General features: G+C 69.8%; 16 protein-coding genes. All 16 read left to right on the top strand.

Annotated features, from left to right (window positions below; genetic code table 11):
• Positions 1–246 precede the first annotated feature (246 nt).
• The 16 genes from thrB (at position 247) to atpA (ending at position 17,187) form a co-directional block, all read left to right on the top strand.
• The gene (thrB, locus tag ACZ5C2_RS30080) at positions 247–1,164 is read left to right on the top strand and encodes a homoserine kinase (protein WP_468798365.1); all 918 of its coding nucleotides are present in this window, start codon (positions 247–249) and stop codon (positions 1,162–1,164) included.
• Positions 1,165–1,566: 402 nt separating this feature from the next.
• Complete coding sequence (gene rho, locus ACZ5C2_RS30075; RefSeq protein ID WP_468798362.1) at positions 1,567–3,651, top strand: transcription termination factor Rho; 2,085 nt, start codon at positions 1,567–1,569, stop codon at positions 3,649–3,651.
• Positions 3,652–4,062: 411 nt separating this feature from the next.
• Positions 4,063–5,169 (top strand): LCP family protein, encoded by a 1,107-nt coding sequence (locus ACZ5C2_RS30070; protein WP_468798359.1) that lies wholly within the window; start codon positions 4,063–4,065, stop codon positions 5,167–5,169.
• 193 nt (positions 5,170–5,362) lie between these two features.
• Positions 5,363–5,584, top strand: a complete 222-nt coding sequence (rpmE, locus tag ACZ5C2_RS30065; protein ID WP_016438250.1) for a 50S ribosomal protein L31 — start codon at positions 5,363–5,365, stop codon at positions 5,582–5,584.
• 106 nt (positions 5,585–5,690) lie between these two features.
• Positions 5,691–6,767 carry a peptide chain release factor 1 gene (gene prfA / locus ACZ5C2_RS30060; protein WP_468798356.1) on the top strand — a complete coding sequence of 359 codons (1,077 nt, stop codon included), beginning with the start codon at positions 5,691–5,693 and terminating at the stop codon, positions 6,765–6,767.
• A 25-nt stretch (positions 6,768–6,792) separates the two neighbouring features.
• The gene (prmC, locus tag ACZ5C2_RS30055; RefSeq protein WP_468798353.1) at positions 6,793–7,638 is read left to right on the top strand and encodes a peptide chain release factor N(5)-glutamine methyltransferase; all 846 of its coding nucleotides are present in this window, start codon (positions 6,793–6,795) and stop codon (positions 7,636–7,638) included.
• A 53-nt stretch (positions 7,639–7,691) separates the two neighbouring features.
• Complete coding sequence (locus ACZ5C2_RS30050) at positions 7,692–8,339, top strand: L-threonylcarbamoyladenylate synthase (protein ID WP_468798350.1); 648 nt, start codon at positions 7,692–7,694, stop codon at positions 8,337–8,339.
• On the top strand, positions 8,336–9,013 hold the full coding sequence (locus tag ACZ5C2_RS30045) for an arsenate reductase/protein-tyrosine-phosphatase family protein (RefSeq protein ID WP_468798347.1): 678 nt from the start codon (positions 8,336–8,338) through the stop codon (positions 9,011–9,013). Before ACZ5C2_RS30050 ends, ACZ5C2_RS30045 begins: the two co-directional genes overlap by 4 nt.
• 245 nt (positions 9,014–9,258) lie before the next feature.
• Positions 9,259–10,497, top strand: coding sequence for a serine hydroxymethyltransferase (locus ACZ5C2_RS30040; protein ID WP_468798344.1), 1,239 nt, complete (start codon positions 9,259–9,261; stop codon positions 10,495–10,497).
• Positions 10,498–10,634: 137 nt separating this feature from the next.
• Positions 10,635–11,966, top strand: a complete 1,332-nt coding sequence (locus tag ACZ5C2_RS30035; protein ID WP_468798341.1) for an MraY family glycosyltransferase — start codon at positions 10,635–10,637, stop codon at positions 11,964–11,966.
• A gap of 311 nt (positions 11,967–12,277) precedes the next feature.
• Positions 12,278–12,715, top strand: a complete 438-nt coding sequence (locus tag ACZ5C2_RS30030) for a hypothetical protein (protein ID WP_468798338.1) — start codon at positions 12,278–12,280, stop codon at positions 12,713–12,715.
• A 210-nt stretch (positions 12,716–12,925) separates the two neighbouring features.
• Positions 12,926–13,765 carry a F0F1 ATP synthase subunit A gene (gene atpB, locus ACZ5C2_RS30025; protein WP_468798335.1) on the top strand — a complete coding sequence of 280 codons (840 nt, stop codon included), beginning with the start codon at positions 12,926–12,928 and terminating at the stop codon, positions 13,763–13,765.
• 71 nt (positions 13,766–13,836) lie between these two features.
• On the top strand, positions 13,837–14,058 hold the full coding sequence (gene atpE / locus ACZ5C2_RS30020) for an ATP synthase F0 subunit C (RefSeq protein ID WP_037935955.1): 222 nt from the start codon (positions 13,837–13,839) through the stop codon (positions 14,056–14,058).
• 41 nt (positions 14,059–14,099) lie between these two features.
• Complete coding sequence (locus ACZ5C2_RS30015) at positions 14,100–14,651, top strand: F0F1 ATP synthase subunit B (protein ID WP_468798332.1); 552 nt, start codon at positions 14,100–14,102, stop codon at positions 14,649–14,651.
• Positions 14,648–15,463, top strand: coding sequence for a F0F1 ATP synthase subunit delta (locus ACZ5C2_RS30010; protein WP_468798330.1), 816 nt, complete (start codon positions 14,648–14,650; stop codon positions 15,461–15,463). Before ACZ5C2_RS30015 ends, ACZ5C2_RS30010 begins: the two co-directional genes overlap by 4 nt.
• A 134-nt stretch (positions 15,464–15,597) precedes the next feature.
• Positions 15,598–17,187 (top strand): F0F1 ATP synthase subunit alpha, encoded by a 1,590-nt coding sequence (gene atpA, locus ACZ5C2_RS30005; protein WP_468798327.1) that lies wholly within the window; start codon positions 15,598–15,600, stop codon positions 17,185–17,187.
• Positions 17,188–17,190: the final 3 nt, after the last annotated feature.

Here is a 17,190-nt window from a genome sequence, read left to right as displayed (position 1 = left end):
ACACGCATCGTGCGCCTCCTGTGCGCCCTATGTCGCCACTGAACCTTCCTTCGATAGGCTGTACTGAACCCGCCCGCCGCATATGCCGCGGCAGTGGTCGTCTCCACGGTCAGGAAAGTGGCCGGGAGCGGCCCGGAAAGCGGCCGGCCACCCCGGTCGGCGGCGGTCCCAGGGGTTCTGGTACCTCATCGAATGTCCATCGAATGTCATTCGACAGTCACGCAGCTCAAGGAGAGTCTTCGAGCGATGGCCGGTCCAGCCTTCCGCGCCGCCGCCGTCCGGGTGCGCGTCCCCGCCACCAGCGCCAACCTCGGCCCGGGCTTCGACGCCCTCGGCCTCGCGCTGGGGCTGTACGACGACGTGGTCGTCCGGGTGGCCGACTCCGGGCTGCACATCGACATCGCCGGCGAGGGCGGCGAGACCCTCCCGCGGGACGAGCGCCACCTCCTCGTACGCTCCCTGCGCACCGCCTTCGACCTGCTCGGCGGACAGCCGCGCGGCCTCGAGATCGTCTGTGCCAACCGCATTCCGCACGGCCGGGGTCTGGGCTCCTCCTCGGCCGCCATCTGCGCCGGGATCGTCGCCGCCCGCGCCGTGACGATAGGGGCCGACGCCAAGCTCGACGACACCGCGCTGCTCGAGCTGGCCACGGAGATCGAGGGCCACCCCGACAACGTCGCCGCGTGTCTGCTGGGTGGGTTCACCCTGTCCTGGATGGAGCGCGGCGCGGCCCGCGCGATCAGGATGGAGCCCTGCGATTCCATCGTTCCGGTGGTCTTCGTGCCCGGGAAGCCGGTCCTCACCGAGACCGCGCGCGGACTGCTCCCGCGCACCGTGCCGCATGTCGACGCCGCCACCAACGCGGGCCGTGCCGCCCTGCTCGTCGAGGCCCTGACCAGGCGCCCCGAGCTGCTGCTGCCCGCCACCGAGGACCGTCTGCACCAGGAGTACCGCGCCCCGGCCATGCCGGAGAGCGCCGCCCTGGTGGAGCGGCTGCGCGGGGACGGCATCCCCGCGGTCATCTCCGGCGCCGGACCCACGGTGATGGCGCTGGCGGACGCGGACACGGCCGACAAGGTCGAAGCACTGGCCGGCGACGACTGGGCCGCCAACCGGCTCAGCCTCGATGCCCAGGGAGCGAGCGTGCTTCCGCTCGCCACCTGACACACGGTTGCCGGATTTCGAGAGGGGGAATGTTTGTTGGATCCGGTAGTGTTAACCTCAAGTCTGCACCCGACCCCACCATGGCGAGGTGCCTCGTCTCCCCGTCCGGGACAGACATTCTTCCGGGAGCCCCCCAAGCCGCACTGTGTTCACTGCTACGTACGCAGGCAGTACGTCGTACGCGGATGCTGAACGGCCCGACGGGCACGCTCCGGAACCGGTGCGACCACGCCACGTGACACAGAGTGCCACGGCTCGAGGAAGTGCCATCACCAGATATCTCTCCCGCCGCGCAGGCGGACAACCGCCCCGGCACGGTTCACACAGCAAGGACCGATGCCGGACAGCACAACCGGTCGCCGAGCCAGACAGGCCGACGTCCGCTCCAGGGAAGGACCCTTCGTGAGCGACACCACCGATCTGATGGGCGCACGTGTCGAGGAGACCGCTGCCGCGCCCGCCACGGACGCTTCCGCGCCTGCCACCGGTGCCGGCTCCCGGCGGCGCCGCGGTACCGGCCTCGAGGGCATGGTGCTGGCCGAGCTGCAACAGGTCGCATCCGGCCTCGGAATCAGGGGCACCGCGCGTATGCGCAAGAGCCAGCTGATCGAGGTCATCAAGGAGGCGCAGGCCGCCGGAGGGGGCGCCTCCGCCGGAGCGGCCCCGGCCAAGGCCGAGTCCGTCACCGAGACCAAGCCGAAGCGCCGCGCCACCTCGCGGACCCGTACGGGTGACACCGCAGAGAAGAAGGCCGACGCCAAGGACGAGCAGGCCCCCACCGAGCAGGCCACGGCCCAGCAGCAGATCGAGATCCCTGGGCAGCCCTCCCCGAAGGTTTCGTCGGAGCCGGCCGAGGAGCCCGCTCCCGCCGAGCGCCGCCGCCGTCGTGCCACCGCCGACGCCGGCGCCCCGGCCGCCGCGACCGAGACGGTCACCGCCGAGGCGAAGACCGACTCCAAGGCCGAGACGACCGCCCAGCAGCAGTCGCAGCACGGCGAGGGCAAGTCCGACCACGAGGGCGGCGAGGGCCGCCGTCGCGACCGCCGCGAGCGCGGCCGCGACCGTGACCGTGGGGACCGCGGCGGCGACCGCGGTGACCGCGGGGAGCGTGGTGACCGTGGTGACCGCGGGGACCGTGCCGACCGCGGTGACCGCCGCGGCAAGGGTGACGACCAGCAGCAGAACCAGGGCGGCGGCGGCCGTCAGCAGAACCAGCAGGGCGGCGGCCGTCAGGACGACGGTTACGACGACGACGGAGGCGGCCGCCGTGGCCGTCGCGGCCGCTACCGCGACCGCCGGGGCCGCCGGGGCCGTGACGAGGTGCAGGAGCCGCAGATCAACGAGGACGACGTCCTGATCCCGGTCGCGGGCATCCTGGACATCCTCGACAACTACGCCTTCATCCGGACCTCCGGCTACCTGCCCGGTCCGAACGACGTGTACGTCTCCCTCGCCCAGGTCCGCAAGAACGGCCTGCGCAAGGGCGACCACATCACCGGCGCGGTCCGCCAGCCGAAGGAAGGCGAGCGGCGCGAGAAGTTCAACGCGCTGGTCCGCCTGGACTCCGTGAACGGCATGGCGCCCGAACACGGCCGCGGCCGCCCGGAGTTCAACAAGCTCACCCCGCTGTACCCGCAGGACCGCCTCCGCCTGGAGACGGACCCGGGCGTGCTGACCACGCGGATCATCGACCTCGTGTCGCCGATCGGCAAGGGCCAGCGCGGTCTGATCGTGGCCCCGCCGAAAACCGGTAAGACCATGATCATGCAGGCGATCGCCAACGCGATCACCCACAACAACCCCGAGTGCCACCTGATGGTCGTCCTGGTCGACGAGCGTCCGGAGGAGGTCACCGACATGCAGCGGTCGGTCAAGGGCGAGGTCATCTCCTCGACCTTCGACCGCCCGGCCGAGGACCACACCACGGTCGCCGAGCTCGCCATCGAGCGCGCGAAGCGCCTGGTGGAGCTGGGTCACGACGTCGTCGTACTGCTCGACTCGATCACGCGTCTGGGCCGTGCGTACAACCTCGCCGCCCCGGCCTCCGGCCGCATCCTGTCCGGTGGTGTCGACTCGACCGCCCTGTACCCGCCGAAGCGCTTCTTCGGTGCGGCCCGCAACATCGAGGACGGCGGCTCGCTGACCATCCTCGCCACCGCCCTGGTGGACACCGGGTCCCGCATGGACGAGGTCATCTTCGAGGAGTTCAAGGGCACCGGCAACGCCGAGCTCAAGCTCGACCGCAAGCTCGCCGACAAGCGCATCTTCCCCGCGGTGGACGTCGACGCGTCCGGCACCCGCAAGGAAGAGATCCTGCTGGCCCCCGACGAGCTCGCCATCGTCTGGAAGCTGCGCCGGGTGCTGCACGCACTCGACCAGCAGCAGGCGGTCGAGCTGCTTCTCGACAAGATGAAGCAGACGAAGTCGAACGCCGAGTTCCTGATGCAGATCCAGAAGACGACGCCGACGCCGGGCAACGGCGACTGACGTCCCGCCTCCGGGGACTGTTTCGGCAGGACCGGTGGCACAGTTTTCCGCGAAGGGCCGCTTCCACGAAGGAAGCGGCCCTTCGCGCGTGCGCGTGCGTGCGTGCGGAGCGTGTAGTGGGCGCGGAGCGTGTGGTGCGCGCGACGAAACGTTCGCCACAAGGCGCACTGCGCGCACCGGGGACGGGCCGTGCGCCGTCGATGGCCGGTCCGCAGGTCAGCGGGGCCTTCGACGCTCCCGGGAGGGTGCGTGGCGGGGTCCGCCCACCGACCGGCACAGGGCGGCGTGCAACCCTGCGCCGGGTTTCCCCGTCTGATCCGACGGCGGGACGATGGTGGCATACGGGCCTTTGGCGGGCATGTCTGGCACCGGCGGCAGGGGGTAACCGTCCGTGGATGAGCTGAGGAGTACATGTCTGCCGAGAGCACACCGGATGCGCGCCACCGGGACAAGGGGCGCCGCCGCAAACAGCCGGAGAAGCGGCACCGGGGATGGAAGGTCGTGGCCTGGACCGCGGCGGGCATCGTCGTCCTCGGAGGCACGGGCGCCGGGTACCTGTACTTCGGGCTCAACGGCAACATCGAGAGCGTGGACATCGACCAGGCCCTCGGAACCGACCGGCCCGAGAAGGTGGACAACGGCTCCGAGAACATCCTCGTCCTCGGCTCCGACACCCGCGCCGGCGGCAACAAGGACCTCGGGGGCGGTGCCGACGACGGCACCGCCCGCTCCGACACCGCGATGATCGTGCACGTCTACGAGGGCCACAAGAAGGCCGCTGTCGTCTCCCTGCCGCGCGACACCCTGATCGACCGCCCCGCCTGCACAGACGCCGAGGGCGGCACCCACCCGGCCGCGAACGGCGTGATGTTCAACTCCGCCTACTCCACGGGCGGGGCGGCCTGCGCGGTGAAGACCGTCGAGTCCTTCACCGACCTGCGCATGGACCACTACCTGGAGGTCGACTTCACCGGCTTCCAGAAGCTCATCGACGAGCTCGGCGGCGTCGAGGTCACCACCACCGAGGACATCGAGGACCCCGACAGCCACCTCGACCTCCCGGCCGGCACCCACCGCCTCGACGGCGAACGGGCCCTCGGCCTCGTCCGCACCCGGCACGGCGTCGGCGACGGCTCCGACCTCGGCCGCATCCAGCTCCAGCAGGCCTTCATCAGGGCCCTGGTGCGGCAGGTCAAGGAGGTCGGCGTCTTCACCAGCCCGAAGAAGCTGTACGACCTCGTCGACAGCGCCACCAAGGCCGTCACCACCGACTCCGGTCTCGGCTCGGTGAACTCCCTGATGTCCTTCGCGAACGGCCTGAAGCGCATCGGCCCGTCCAACATGCACATGATCACCATGCCGGTCCGGTACGACCCGGCCGACGCCAACCGCGTCCTTCCCCTGACAGACAAGGCCCAGCTGGTCTGGGACGCACTGAAGGACGACAAGCCGATTCCCGGGAGCGCCACGGAGGGAACGGCCGCGGGTGAGGCAAGGGGCGTGGTCAACACCGGTTAGGGGCGCGGGGCGGCATCGATGCGCGGCTCCGCCGCGTGGACGCGACGGCCCCACCGGTCCGCGGGGAACAAAAAGCGGCAGCCCCCGGTTTTGGGTGATGGCCCCAGTCCTGGCAGACTGGTACGTCGGCCCCGGTTCACGCTCCCGCACCGAGCGGCGGCGACCCGGCGCCCTCCCGAACCTAGGAGACACCTTGAAGCGCGACATCCACCCCGAGTACGTCGAGACGCAGGTCAGCTGCACCTGTGGCGCGTCGTTCACCACCCGCAGCACGATCTCCAGCGGCACCGTCCGTGCCGAGGTCTGCTCCGAGTGCCACCCGTTCTACACGGGCAAGCAGAAGATCCTCGACACCGGTGGCCGTGTGGCCCGCTTCGAGGCCCGCTTCGGCAAGGCCGCCGGCTCCAAGAAGTAGCGAGCCTCCAACCGCCGGTCCACGGCCGCGCCCCCGCCCCGGGGCAGGCCGGGACCGGCGTTTTTGGTCGCCCGCCCCTTCACCCACGTACCAGCAGGAGCCCAAGATGTTCGAGGCCGTCGAGGAACTCGTCGCCGAGCACGCCGACCTGGAGAAGAAGCTCGCCGACCCGTCGGTCCACTCAGACCAGGCCAACGCGCGCAGGCTGAACAAGCGCTACGCCGAGCTCACTCCGATCGTCGCCACGTACCGCTCCTGGAAGCAGACGGGCGACGACATGGAGACCGCGCGTGAACTGGCCGCCGACGACCCCGACTTCGCCGCCGAGGTCAAGGAACTGGAGCAGCAGCGCGAGCAACTCACCGAGAAGCTCCGCCTGCTCCTCGTACCGCGCGATCCCAGCGACGACAAGGACGTCATCCTCGAGATCAAGGCGGGCGCGGGCGGCGACGAGTCCGCCCTGTTCGCCGGCGACCTGTTGCGCATGTACCTCCGCTACGCCGAGCGCGTCGGCTGGAAGACCGAGATCATCGACGCCACCGAGTCCGAGCTGGGCGGCTACAAGGACGTCCAGGTCGCCGTGAAGACCAAGGGCGGCCAGGGCGCCACCGAGCCCGGCCAGGGCGTGTGGGCGCGCCTGAAGTACGAGGGTGGCGTGCACCGCGTGCAGCGCGTGCCGGCCACCGAGTCGCAGGGCCGGATCCACACCTCCGCGGCGGGTGTCCTGGTGACGCCCGAGGCGGAGGAGGTCGACGTCGAGATCAACCCCAACGACCTGCGCATCGACGTCTACCGCTCGTCCGGACCGGGCGGGCAGTCCGTCAACACCACCGACTCCGCCGTGCGCATCACGCACCTTCCGACCGGAGTCGTCGCTTCCTGCCAGAACGAGAAGAGCCAGCTGCAGAACAAGGAGCAGGCACTGCGTATCCTGCGCTCCAGGCTCCTCGCCGCGGCGCAGGAGGAGGCGGAGCGGGAGGCCGCCGACGCCCGGCGCAGCCAGGTCCGCACCGTCGACCGCTCCGAGAAGATCCGTACGTACAACTTCCCGGAGAACCGCATCTCGGACCACCGCGTCGGCTTCAAGGCGTACAACCTGGACCAGGTCCTGGACGGCGACCTCGCCGCGGTGATCCAGGCCTGCGTCGACGCGGACTCGGCCGCCAAGCTCGCCGCCGCGTAACCCTCGTAAACAGCCCGGAGGACCAGTGAACCTGCTGCTCGCCGAGGTGGCCCAGGCCACCCAGCGGCTCGCCGACGCCGGCGTGCCCTCGCCGCGCACCGACGCGGAGGAACTCGCCGCGTTCGTGCACGGCGTCAAGCGCGGCGAGCTGCACGGTGTGAAGGACTCCGACTTCGACGCCCGGTACTGGGAGGTCATCGCCCGTCGAGAGGCCCGCGAACCGCTCCAGCACATCACCGGGCGCGCGTACTTCCGCTACCTGGAGCTCCAGGTCGGTCCCGGGGTGTTCGTGCCGCGGCCCGAGACGGAATCGGTGGTCGGCTGGGCGATAGACGCCGTCCGCGCGATGGACGTCGTCGAACCGTGCATCGTCGACCTGTGCACCGGCTCGGGCGCGATCGCGCTCGCCCTCGCCCAGGAGGTGCCGCGCTCACGTGTGCACGCCGTGGAGCTGTCCGAGGACGCCCTGACGTGGACGCGCAAGAACATGGAGGGGTCCAGGGTCGAACTGCGCCAGGGAGACGCCCTGGCGGCCTTCCCGGACCTCGACGGACAGGTCGACCTGGTCGTCTCCAACCCGCCGTACATCCCGCTGACCGAGTGGGAGTACGTCGCCCCCGAGGCCCGCGACTACGACCCCGGCCTGGCGCTGTTCTCCGGTGAGGACGGACTCGATCTGATCCGGGGCCTGGAACGCACCGCGCACCGGCTGCTGCGCCCCGGCGGCGTGGTCGTCGTGGAGCACGCCGACACCCAGGGCGGCCAGGTGCCGTGGATCTTCGCCGAGGAACGGGGCTGGGCCGACGCGGCCGACCATCCCGACCTGAACAACCGGCCCCGGTTCGCCACCGCGCGCAGGGCACTGCCGTGAGCGTCCCGCATACTTCATCCCCCCAGCAGCACCCGTACGAGGAGGCCCGCTAGATGGCTCGGCGATACGACACCAACGACGCGACCGACCGCGCGACCGGTCTGCGTGAAGCCGCGTCCGCCGTGCGCCGGGGCGAGCTCGTGGTGCTGCCGACGGACACGGTGTACGGCATCGGCGCCGACGCGTTCACCTCGGAGGCCGTCGTCGATCTGCTGGAGGCCAAGGGCAGGGGCCGCAACATGCCCACCCCCGTCCTCATCGGCTCCCCGAACACCCTGCACGGCCTGGTCACCGACTTCTCGGAGATGGCCTGGGAACTGGTCGACGCCTTCTGGCCGGGCGCGCTGACGCTCGTCGCCCGGCACCAGCCGTCGCTCCAGTGGGACCTCGGGGACACCCGGGGCACGGTCGCCGTGCGGATGCCGCTTCACCCGGTCGCCATCGAGCTGCTCACCGAGGTCGGGCCCATGGCCGTCTCGTCGGCCAACCTGACCGGCCACCCGGCGCCGGAGGACTGCGACGCCGCCCAGGAGATGCTCGGCGACTCCGTCTCCGTGTACCTGGACGGCGGGCCCACCCCGGGCAACGTGCCCTCCTCCATCGTGGACGTGACGGGCCCCGTGCCCGTGCTGCTGCGCGAGGGTGCGATCTCGCCGGACGAGCTGCGCAAGGTGGTACCCGACCTCGAGGTGGCGAATTGACGGCCCCTGAGGCGGGGCGTGGCATAGGCAACGAAGAATCCGGCGCGGAGATGACGACGACCTTCGGGTTTCCGCGCGACACCTTCCGCATCCTCCACGTCAGTACCGGAAACGTGTGCCGCTCGCCCATCACCGAGCGGCTGACCCGGCATTTCGTGAGCCAGCGGTTGGGCATCCTGGGCGGCGGGCTCATCGTGGAGAGCGCGGGGACCTGGGGGCACGAGGGTGCGGCGATGGAGGCGCACGCGGAGACCGTGCTGGCGGAGTTCGGGGCGGATGCCTCCGGCTTCGTGGGGCGGGAGCTGCTGGACGATCATGTGATCCGGGCGGATCTGGTGCTGACCGCTACGCGGGATCACCGGGCGCAGGTCATTTCCATGGGGCATTCGGCGGGGCTGCGGACGTTCACGTTGAAGGAGTTCACGCGGCTCGTCCATGCCATTGACCCGGCGACTCTGCCGCCCCTGGACGAGGGGTTGGTCATGCGCGCGCGGGCGCTGGTGCGCGCGGCGGCGGCGCTGCGCGGGTGGCTGTTGGCGCCGACTCTCGAGGCGGATGAGGTGTACGACCCGTACGGGGCGCCTCTGACGTTCTTCCGGTCCATCGGGGAGGAGATACACGAGGCGCTGGACCCCGTGGTGACGGCGTTGACCGGGGTTCCCGCTCGGGCGTGAGCGTCCGGCCGCCGGGGCGGGCTGACAGGGCCTCCGGCGTCGTTCCGCTGTGCCCACCCTCCCCCCACTCTCGGCTTCGCCCGAGCGGGGGATCCCCGTCGCCCCGCGGAACGATGGCCCACAGCGGGGCGGGGCGAGCGCCCACGGCGGGGCGGGGTGTCAGTGGGGGGTGCAAGAACTCGGGCGTTGTGGAGGGGTTCGGCCTACATTGGGCGTACGCCAGTGTCGACGTCCGGGAGTCCATGATGGCGGTCACCCCTGTCCTCGAGGCCGATGTTCTGCGGCGGCAGGATCCCGAGCTGGCCGATGTGCTGCTCGGGGAGCGTGAGCGGCAGTCGTCCACGCTCCAGCTGATCGCCGCCGAGAACTTCATGTCGCCGGCCGTGCTGGCCGCCCTCGGCTCACCGCTCGCCAACAAGTACGCCGAGGGGTACCCGGGCAACCGGTACCACGGCGGCTGCGAGATCGTGGACGTCGCCGAGCGCCTCGCCGTGGAACGTGCCAAGGCGCTGTTCGGCGCCGAACACGTCAACGTGCAGCCGCACTCCGGCTCCTCCGCCGTGCTCGCCGCGTACGCCGCCCTGCTGCGCCCCGGTGACACCGTGCTCGCCCTCGGCCTGCCCCACGGCGGCCATCTCACCCATGGCTCGCCCGCCAACTTCTCCGGCCGCTGGTTCGACTTCGCCGGTTACGGCGTGGACGCGGAGAGCGGCCTGATCGACCACGAGCAGGTCCGCGCCCTGGCCCGCACACACCGGCCCAAGGCGATCGTCTGTGGATCCATCGCCTACCCCCGCCACATCGACTACGCCTTCTTCCGCGAGGTCGCCGACGAGGCCGGTGCCTACCTCATCGCGGACGCCGCGCACCCCATGGGCCTGGTCGCCGGGGGAGCGGCGCCCAGCCCGGTGCCGTACGCGGACATCGTGTGCGCGACGACGCACAAGGTGCTGCGGGGCCCGCGCGGCGGCATGATCCTGTGCGGCGGCGAGCTGGCCGAGCGGGTCGACCGGGCGGTGTTCCCCTTCACCCAGGGCGGCGCCCCGATGAACACCATCGCGGCCAAGGCGGTCGCGTTCGGGGAGGCGGCGACACCGGCGTTCGCCGCGTACGCGCACCAGGTGGTCACCAACGCCCAGGCGCTGGCGGCCGCCCTGGCCGCCGACGGGCTGGCCGTCACCACCGGTGGCACCGACACCCACCTGATCACCGCCGACCCCGCGCCGCTCGGCGTCGACGGACGCACCGCGCGCGGCCGGCTCGCGGCGGCCGGACTGGTCCTGGACTGCTGCGCGCTTCCGCACGACGACGGCCGCGGGCTGCGCCTGGGCACGGCGGCGGTGACCACCCAGGGCATGGGCGTCCGGGAGATGCCGTTCGTCGCGGGGCTGCTGGCGAGCGTGCTGCGGGGCGGGACGGACCCAGCGCGGGCCCGGGAGGACGTACGGGAACTGGCGGCGGCGTTTCCGCCGTACCCGCGCTGAGACGGCCGCTGCCGGGGCAGGCGCACCTCTGCACAGCCGCACGCGCAACCGTTGTCGCTACCCGGAAGTCCCCACTCATATGCGCGCCTCGCTAGGCTGTGGGGCTGTGATGGCCAGCGAGATCTGTGGGGAAGCCTGTGCGTGAATACCTGCTGACGCTCTGCGTCACGGCCGCGGTGACGTACCTGCTGACCGGGCCGGTACGGAAGTTCGCGATCGTGGCCGGTGCGATGCCGGAGATCCGGGCACGTGACGTGCACCGGGAACCCACCCCGCGGCTCGGCGGTATCGCGATGTTCTTCGGCCTGTGCGCGGGTCTGCTGGTCGCCGACCACCTGACCAATCTCAACCAGCTCTTCGAGAAGTCCAACGAGCCGCGGGCACTGCTCTCCGGGGCGGCGCTGATCTGGCTGATCGGTGTGCTGGACGACAAGTTCGAGATCGACGCCCTGATCAAGCTGGGCGGCCAGATGATCGCCGCCGGTGTGATGGTCATGCAGGGTCTGACGATCCTGTGGCTGCCGATCCCGGGCGTCGGCTCGGTCGCGCTCACCCAGTGGCAGAGCACGCTGCTCACGGTCGCGTTGGTCGTCATCACGATCAACGCGGTCAACTTCGTGGACGGACTGGACGGTCTCGCGGCCGGCATGGTGTGCATCGCGGCGGCGGCGTTCTTCCTGTACGCGTACCGCATCTGGTACTCGTACGGCATCGAGGCGGCCGCTCCGGCGACGCTGTTCTCGGCGATCCTGATGGGCATGTGCCTGGGCTTCCTGCCGCACAACATGCATCCCGCGCGGATCTTCATGGGGGACTCCGGCTCGATGCTCATCGGCCTGGTGCTGGCGGCCGGAGCCATCTCCGTCACCGGGCAGGTCGACCCGGACGCGCTGAAGCTGTTCGCCGGTTCGGAGAAGGAGGCCGTGCACCAGACGGTGCCGGTCTACATCCCACTGCTGCTGCCGCTGACCATCATCGCGGTGCCGGCCGCCGACCTGATCCTGGCGATCGTACGGCGGACCTGGCGCGGCCAGTCGCCGTTCGCGGCGGACCGGGGCCATCTGCACCACCGGCTGCTGGAGATCGGCCACTCGCACAGCCGGGCGGTGCTGATCATGTACTTCTGGTCGGCGTTGATCGCCTTCGGCGCGCTCACGTACTCCGTGAACTCGGCGTCGATGTGGATCGTGCTGAGTGTGGTGGTCCTGTCGACGCTCGGCCTGCTCCTGCTCCTGCTGCCCCGGTTCACCCCGCGGGCCCCGCGCTGGGCGGAGGCGGTCGTGCCGCCGCGGTACCGCCGCCGACGGGCCCCGGAGTCCGCTGTGGCGGCATCTGCCCCTGAGACGGCCGGAGTTGGGGAAGCTGCGCCCGACGATCGCACCCCGGTGGCCGCGGGTGTCTCCGGCGTCAACGGAGCGACCGCCGTCGGGTCCCGCGCGCGTCTGGCCGACCGGTCACGGTCAAGGTAAGAATCCGACTAGAGCATTGCCAAGTCGTGGGGCTCCGATGGGGCGTCATTGGGGGTGTGAAGTCCCCAATACCAGACATAAGGTTCTGGTTCCTGCTCAGACGCGCGGAATCGCTCTCATGTGTGACGGTGGGCACACCTGACAGGTAAAGACTGCATCAAATAGTTTGTGATACCGTTCACGAGAACCCCGGATAGAGCCGAAGAACCGCAGTGCGACGGTTCATTGGTGCGAGGAATTTCCACTCGGCCCGGGGGTCTACGCTCGTCCATGACGACGCCCTGCCCCCTGTGAAATGCGGAGTTGCCGCCATGCCGTCCAATGACGTCCGGATCCTGGCCCAGGCCGCCGTGCCCACGGCTGCCGGCGGCGCCGTAGCCGCCGTCGTCAGTGCGATGGTCGCCGGCGGCAAGGGTGCGGTCGGGGCGCTCGTCGCGACCGTGGTGGTGATCCTCTTCATGGGGATCGGCCTCTATGTACTCCAGCGCACCGCCAAATCGCTTCCGCACCTGTTCCAGGCCATGGGTCTGATGCTGTACGCGACGCAGATCCTGTTGCTGTTCGTCTTCGTCGCCGTGTTCCGGGACACGACGCTGTTCCACCCCAAGGCCTTCGCCCTCACGCTCGTCGGCACCACTCTCGTGTGGATCGCCGCACAGACGCGCGCCCACATGAAGTCCAAGATCCTCTACGTCGAGCCCGAGTCGACGACGGGCAGCAGGCCCGGGAACTCGGGGCACTCGTCGTGAGGGGTAGGCCCGGGATAAAGAGGCCTCGGAACTCCTGCTATCGTCCGGTGCCAACTGCGGCATCGCGGGCGCGGGCATCCGAGCTGACGCCTGCTCAATCGCGAGGCGAGATGCCCCCCAGCCGCCCCCACATCCGAAACACCAGTCCCGTGCCGAACCGCGGCCGAGCGCCGCGCCGACACCACGAGGTTGCCGTACCTATGCGCCACGATGAAGGAGCCCGCGGTGAGTGCTGACCCGACGCAGGTGCTCGCCTTCGAGACCGACTGCCACCTCTTCGACGGTTGTGGCTTCCCGGCTCCGGGCCTGCACTCGTTCCTCTTCGAGCCGCTCTGGGGCAACGCAGACGGCAACGGCCTGTACTTCAACAAGCCGATGCTGCTCGCGCTGCTCGGGTCGATCTTCGTTGTGGGCTTCTTCTGGGCCGCGTTCGCCAAGCCGAAGATCGTCCCCGGCAAGCTGCAGATGGTGGCCGAGGCCGGCTACGACTTCGTACGCCGCGGCATCGTCTACGAGACGATCGGCAAGAAGGAGGGCGAGAAGTACGTCCCGCTCGCCGTCGCCCTGTTCTTCTTCATCTGGATGATGAACCTCTGGTCGATCATCCCGATCGCCGCCTTCCCCGTGACGTCGATCATCGCCTACCCGCTGGTGCTGGCCCTGATCGTCTACATCACCTGGGTCTCGCTCACGTTCAAGCGGCACGGCTTCGTCGGCTTCTTCAAGAACGTGACGGGCTACGACAAGACGCTCGGCCCCGTGCTGCCGCTCTCGATGACCATCGAGTTCTTCTCGAACCTGCTGGTCCGCCCGTTCACCCACGCCGTCCGGCTCTTCGCGAACATGTTCGCCGGCCACACGCTGCTGCTGCTCTTCACGATCGCCGCTTGGTACATGCTGAACGGCATCGGCATCGCCTACTCCGGCGTCTCGTTCGTGATGGTCATCATCATGACCGCTTTCGAGCTCTTCATCCAGGCTGTCCAGGCGTACGTGTTCGTGCTTCTGACCTGCAGCTACATCCAGGGTGCGCTCGCCGAGCACCACTGAGCCCCCGCCCCGCTCCCGCAATCGTCCGGTGGCCAACCCCCACCGGTCCGTAAAGAGAAGGAAGAACTGGCATGTCTACCCTTGCTGCTGTCACCGGTGACCTCGGTTCCGTCGGTTACGGTCTCGCGGCCATCGGCCCCGGCGTCGGTATCGGCATCATCTTCGGTAACGGAACCCAGGCCCTCGCCCGTCAGCCCGAGGCCGCCGGCCTGATCCGCGCCAACCAGATCCTGGGCTTCGCCTTCTGTGAGGCGCTCGCCCTGATCGGTCTCGTCATGCCGTTCGTCTACTAAGACGAGCCCGACGACCGACCCTTTCGACGAAAGGCACTGATGTGAACTCCGCCCTGGTTTTCCTGGCGGCTGAGGGTGAGAAGGAGAATCCCCTCATTCCGCCGTGGCCGGAAATCGTCATCGGCCTCCTCGCTTTCGTCATCGTCTTCGGGTTCCTCGCCAAGAAGCTCCTCCCGACCATCAACAAGGTCCTGGAAGAGCGTCGCGAGGCCATCGAGGGCGGTATCGAGAAGGCCGAGGCCGCGCAGACCGAGGCCCAGAGCGTCCTGGAGCAGTACAAGGCCCAGCTCGCCGAAGCCCGGCACGAGGCCGCGCGTCTGCGCCAGGAGGCGCAGGAGCAGGGTGCCGCACTCATCGCCGAGATGCGGGCCGAGGGCCAGCGGCAGCGCGAGGAGATCATTGCCGCCGGTCACACGCAGATCGAGGCCGACCGCAAGGCCGCCTCGTCCGCGCTGCGCCAGGACGTCGGCAAGATCGCCACTGACCTGGCCGGCAAGCTCGTCGGCGAGTCCCTCGAGGACCACGCCCGGCAGAGCCGCGTGATCGACCGCTTCCTCGACGAGCTCGACCAGAAGGCCGAGGCCGCACGATGAACGGAGCGAGCCGCGAGGCCCTGGCAGCCGCACGCGAGCGTCTCGACGCGCTGACGGACTCCACGTCCGCGGACGCCGGCTCGCTCGCCGGTGAGCTGGCCGCCGTCACCGCGCTGCTCGACCGCGAGGTGTCGCTGCGTCGGGTCCTGACCGACCCGGCGCAGGCCGGTGAGGCCAAGGCCGAACTGGCCCGGCGCCTGCTCGGCTCGCAGGTCAGCGGCCCCGCCGCGGACCTGGTGGCCGGCATGGTGCGCTCCCGCTGGTCGCAGTCCCGCGACCTGGTGGACGCGCTGGAGGAACTGGCGGCCGTCGCCGACCTCACCGCCGCCCAGAAGGCCGGTGGGCTCGACGACGTCGAGGACGAGCTGTTCCGGTTCGGCCGGATCGTCTCCTCCAGCACCGAGCTGCGCGCCGCGCTGACCAACCGGAGCGCCCCCGTCTCCTCCAAGAGCGAGCTGCTGCGCAGCCTGCTCGGGGGCAGGGCGAACGCGGCCACCGAGCGTCTGGTGACGCGTCTGGTGACCGCGCCCCGGGGACGTAGCCTGGAGTCGGGACTGGAGTCCCTGTCCAAGCTCGCCGCCGAGCGCCGTGACCGCATGGTGGCCGTGGTCGCCTCCGCGGTACCGCTGAGCGACCAGCAGAAGCAGCGCCTGGGCGACGCCCTCGCGAAGCTCTACGGCCGCCGGATGCATCTCAACCTCGACGTCGACCCCGGTGTCCTCGGCGGGATCCGGGTGCAGGTCGGTGACGAGGTCATCAACGGCTCCCTGGCGGACCGGCTCGAGGACGCGAGCCGTCGGCTGGCGGGCTGAGCAGCACATTTCTGAATAAGTAGTACGTACTTACGGCCCTGGTTGGGCCGTGCAGAGGATTCACCTCTTTCAGGGGGGAGTCCCCATCCCCCCAAGTGAAACTTCGGGCCCAACAAGGAGAGCAGGGAACTCAGATGGCGGAGCTCACGATCCGGCCGGAGGAGATCCGGGACGCGCTGGAGAACTTCGTCCAGTCGTACAAGCCGGACGCGGCCTCGCGCGAGGAGGTCGGTACGGTCACCGTTGCCGGTGACGGCATCGCGAAGGTGGAGGGCCTTCCCTCGGCCATGGCCAACGAGCTGCTGAAGTTCGAGGACGGCACCCTCGGCCTCGCCCTCAACCTCGAGGAGCGCGAGATCGGTGCCGTCGTCCTCGGTGAGTTCAGCGGTATCGAGGAGGGCCAGCCGGTCACCCGCACCGGCGAGGTTCTGTCCGTCGCCGTCGGCGAGGGCTACCTCGGCCGTGTGGTCGACCCGCTCGGCAACCCGATCGACGGCCTCGGCGAGATCGAGACCCAGGGCCGCCGAGCCCTCGAACTGCAGGCCCCCACGGTCATGCAGCGCAAGTCGGTGCACGAGCCGATGGAGACGGGCTACAAGGCCGTCGACGCCATGACCCCGATCGGCCGTGGTCAGCGTCAGCTGGTCATCGGCGACCGCCAGACCGGCAAGACCGCCCTGGCCGTCGACACGATCATCAACCAGCGTGACAACTGGCGTTCCGGCGACCCGAAGAAGCAGGTCCGCTGCATCTACGTCGCCATCGGCCAGAAGGGCTCCACCATCGCGTCCGTGCGCGGTGCGCTGGAGGAGAACGGCGCGCTGGAGTACACGACCATCGTGGCCGCCCCGGCGTCCGACCCGGCCGGCTTCAAGTACCTGGCGCCGTACACCGGCTCGGCCATCGGCCAGCAGTGGATGTACGAGGGCAAGCACGTCCTGATCATCTTCGACGACCTGTCGAAGCAGGCCGACGCCTACCGCGCCGTGTCGCTGCTGCTGCGCCGCCCGCCGGGCCGTGAGGCCTACCCGGGTGACGTCTTCTACCTGCACTCCCGCCTGCTGGAGCGCTGCGCCAAGCTCTCCGACGCGGAGGGCGCCGGCTCGATGACCGGTCTGCCGATCGTCGAGACCAAGGCCAACGACGTCTCGGCGTTCATCCCGACCAACGTCATCTCCATCACCGACGGCCAGTGCTTCCTGGAGTCGGACCTGTTCAACGCCGGTCAGCGCCCCGCGCTGAACGTCGGTATCTCCGTCTCCCGAGTCGGTGGTTCCGCCCAGCACAAGGCGATGCGCCAGGTCTCCGGCCGTCTGCGCGTGGACCTCGCCCAGTTCCGTGAGCTGGAGGCGTTCGCCGCCTTCGGTTCCGACCTGGACGCCGCGTCGAAGGCACAGCTGGAGCGCGGTCAGCGCATGGTCGAGCTGCTGAAGCAGAACCAGTACGAGCCGATGGCCACCGAGGACCAGGTCGTCTCCGTCTGGGCCGGCACCACCGGCCGGATGGACGATGTGCCGGTCGCCGACATCCGCCGCTTCGAGAAGGAGCTGCTTGAGTACCTGCACCGCAAGGAGCAGGGCCTCATGACCTCCATCCGCGAGGGCGCCAAGATGTCCGACGACACGATCCAGGCGATCGCCGACGCCGTGGCGGAGTTCAAGAAGCAGTTCGAGACCAGCGACGGCAAGCTGCTCGGCGAGGACGCCCCGTCCGCCGCCAAGTGACGT

It is taken from the genome of Streptomyces sp. NPDC031365, from assembly GCF_055569765.1.
This window is presented reverse-complemented; position numbering and strand designations above follow the sequence as displayed.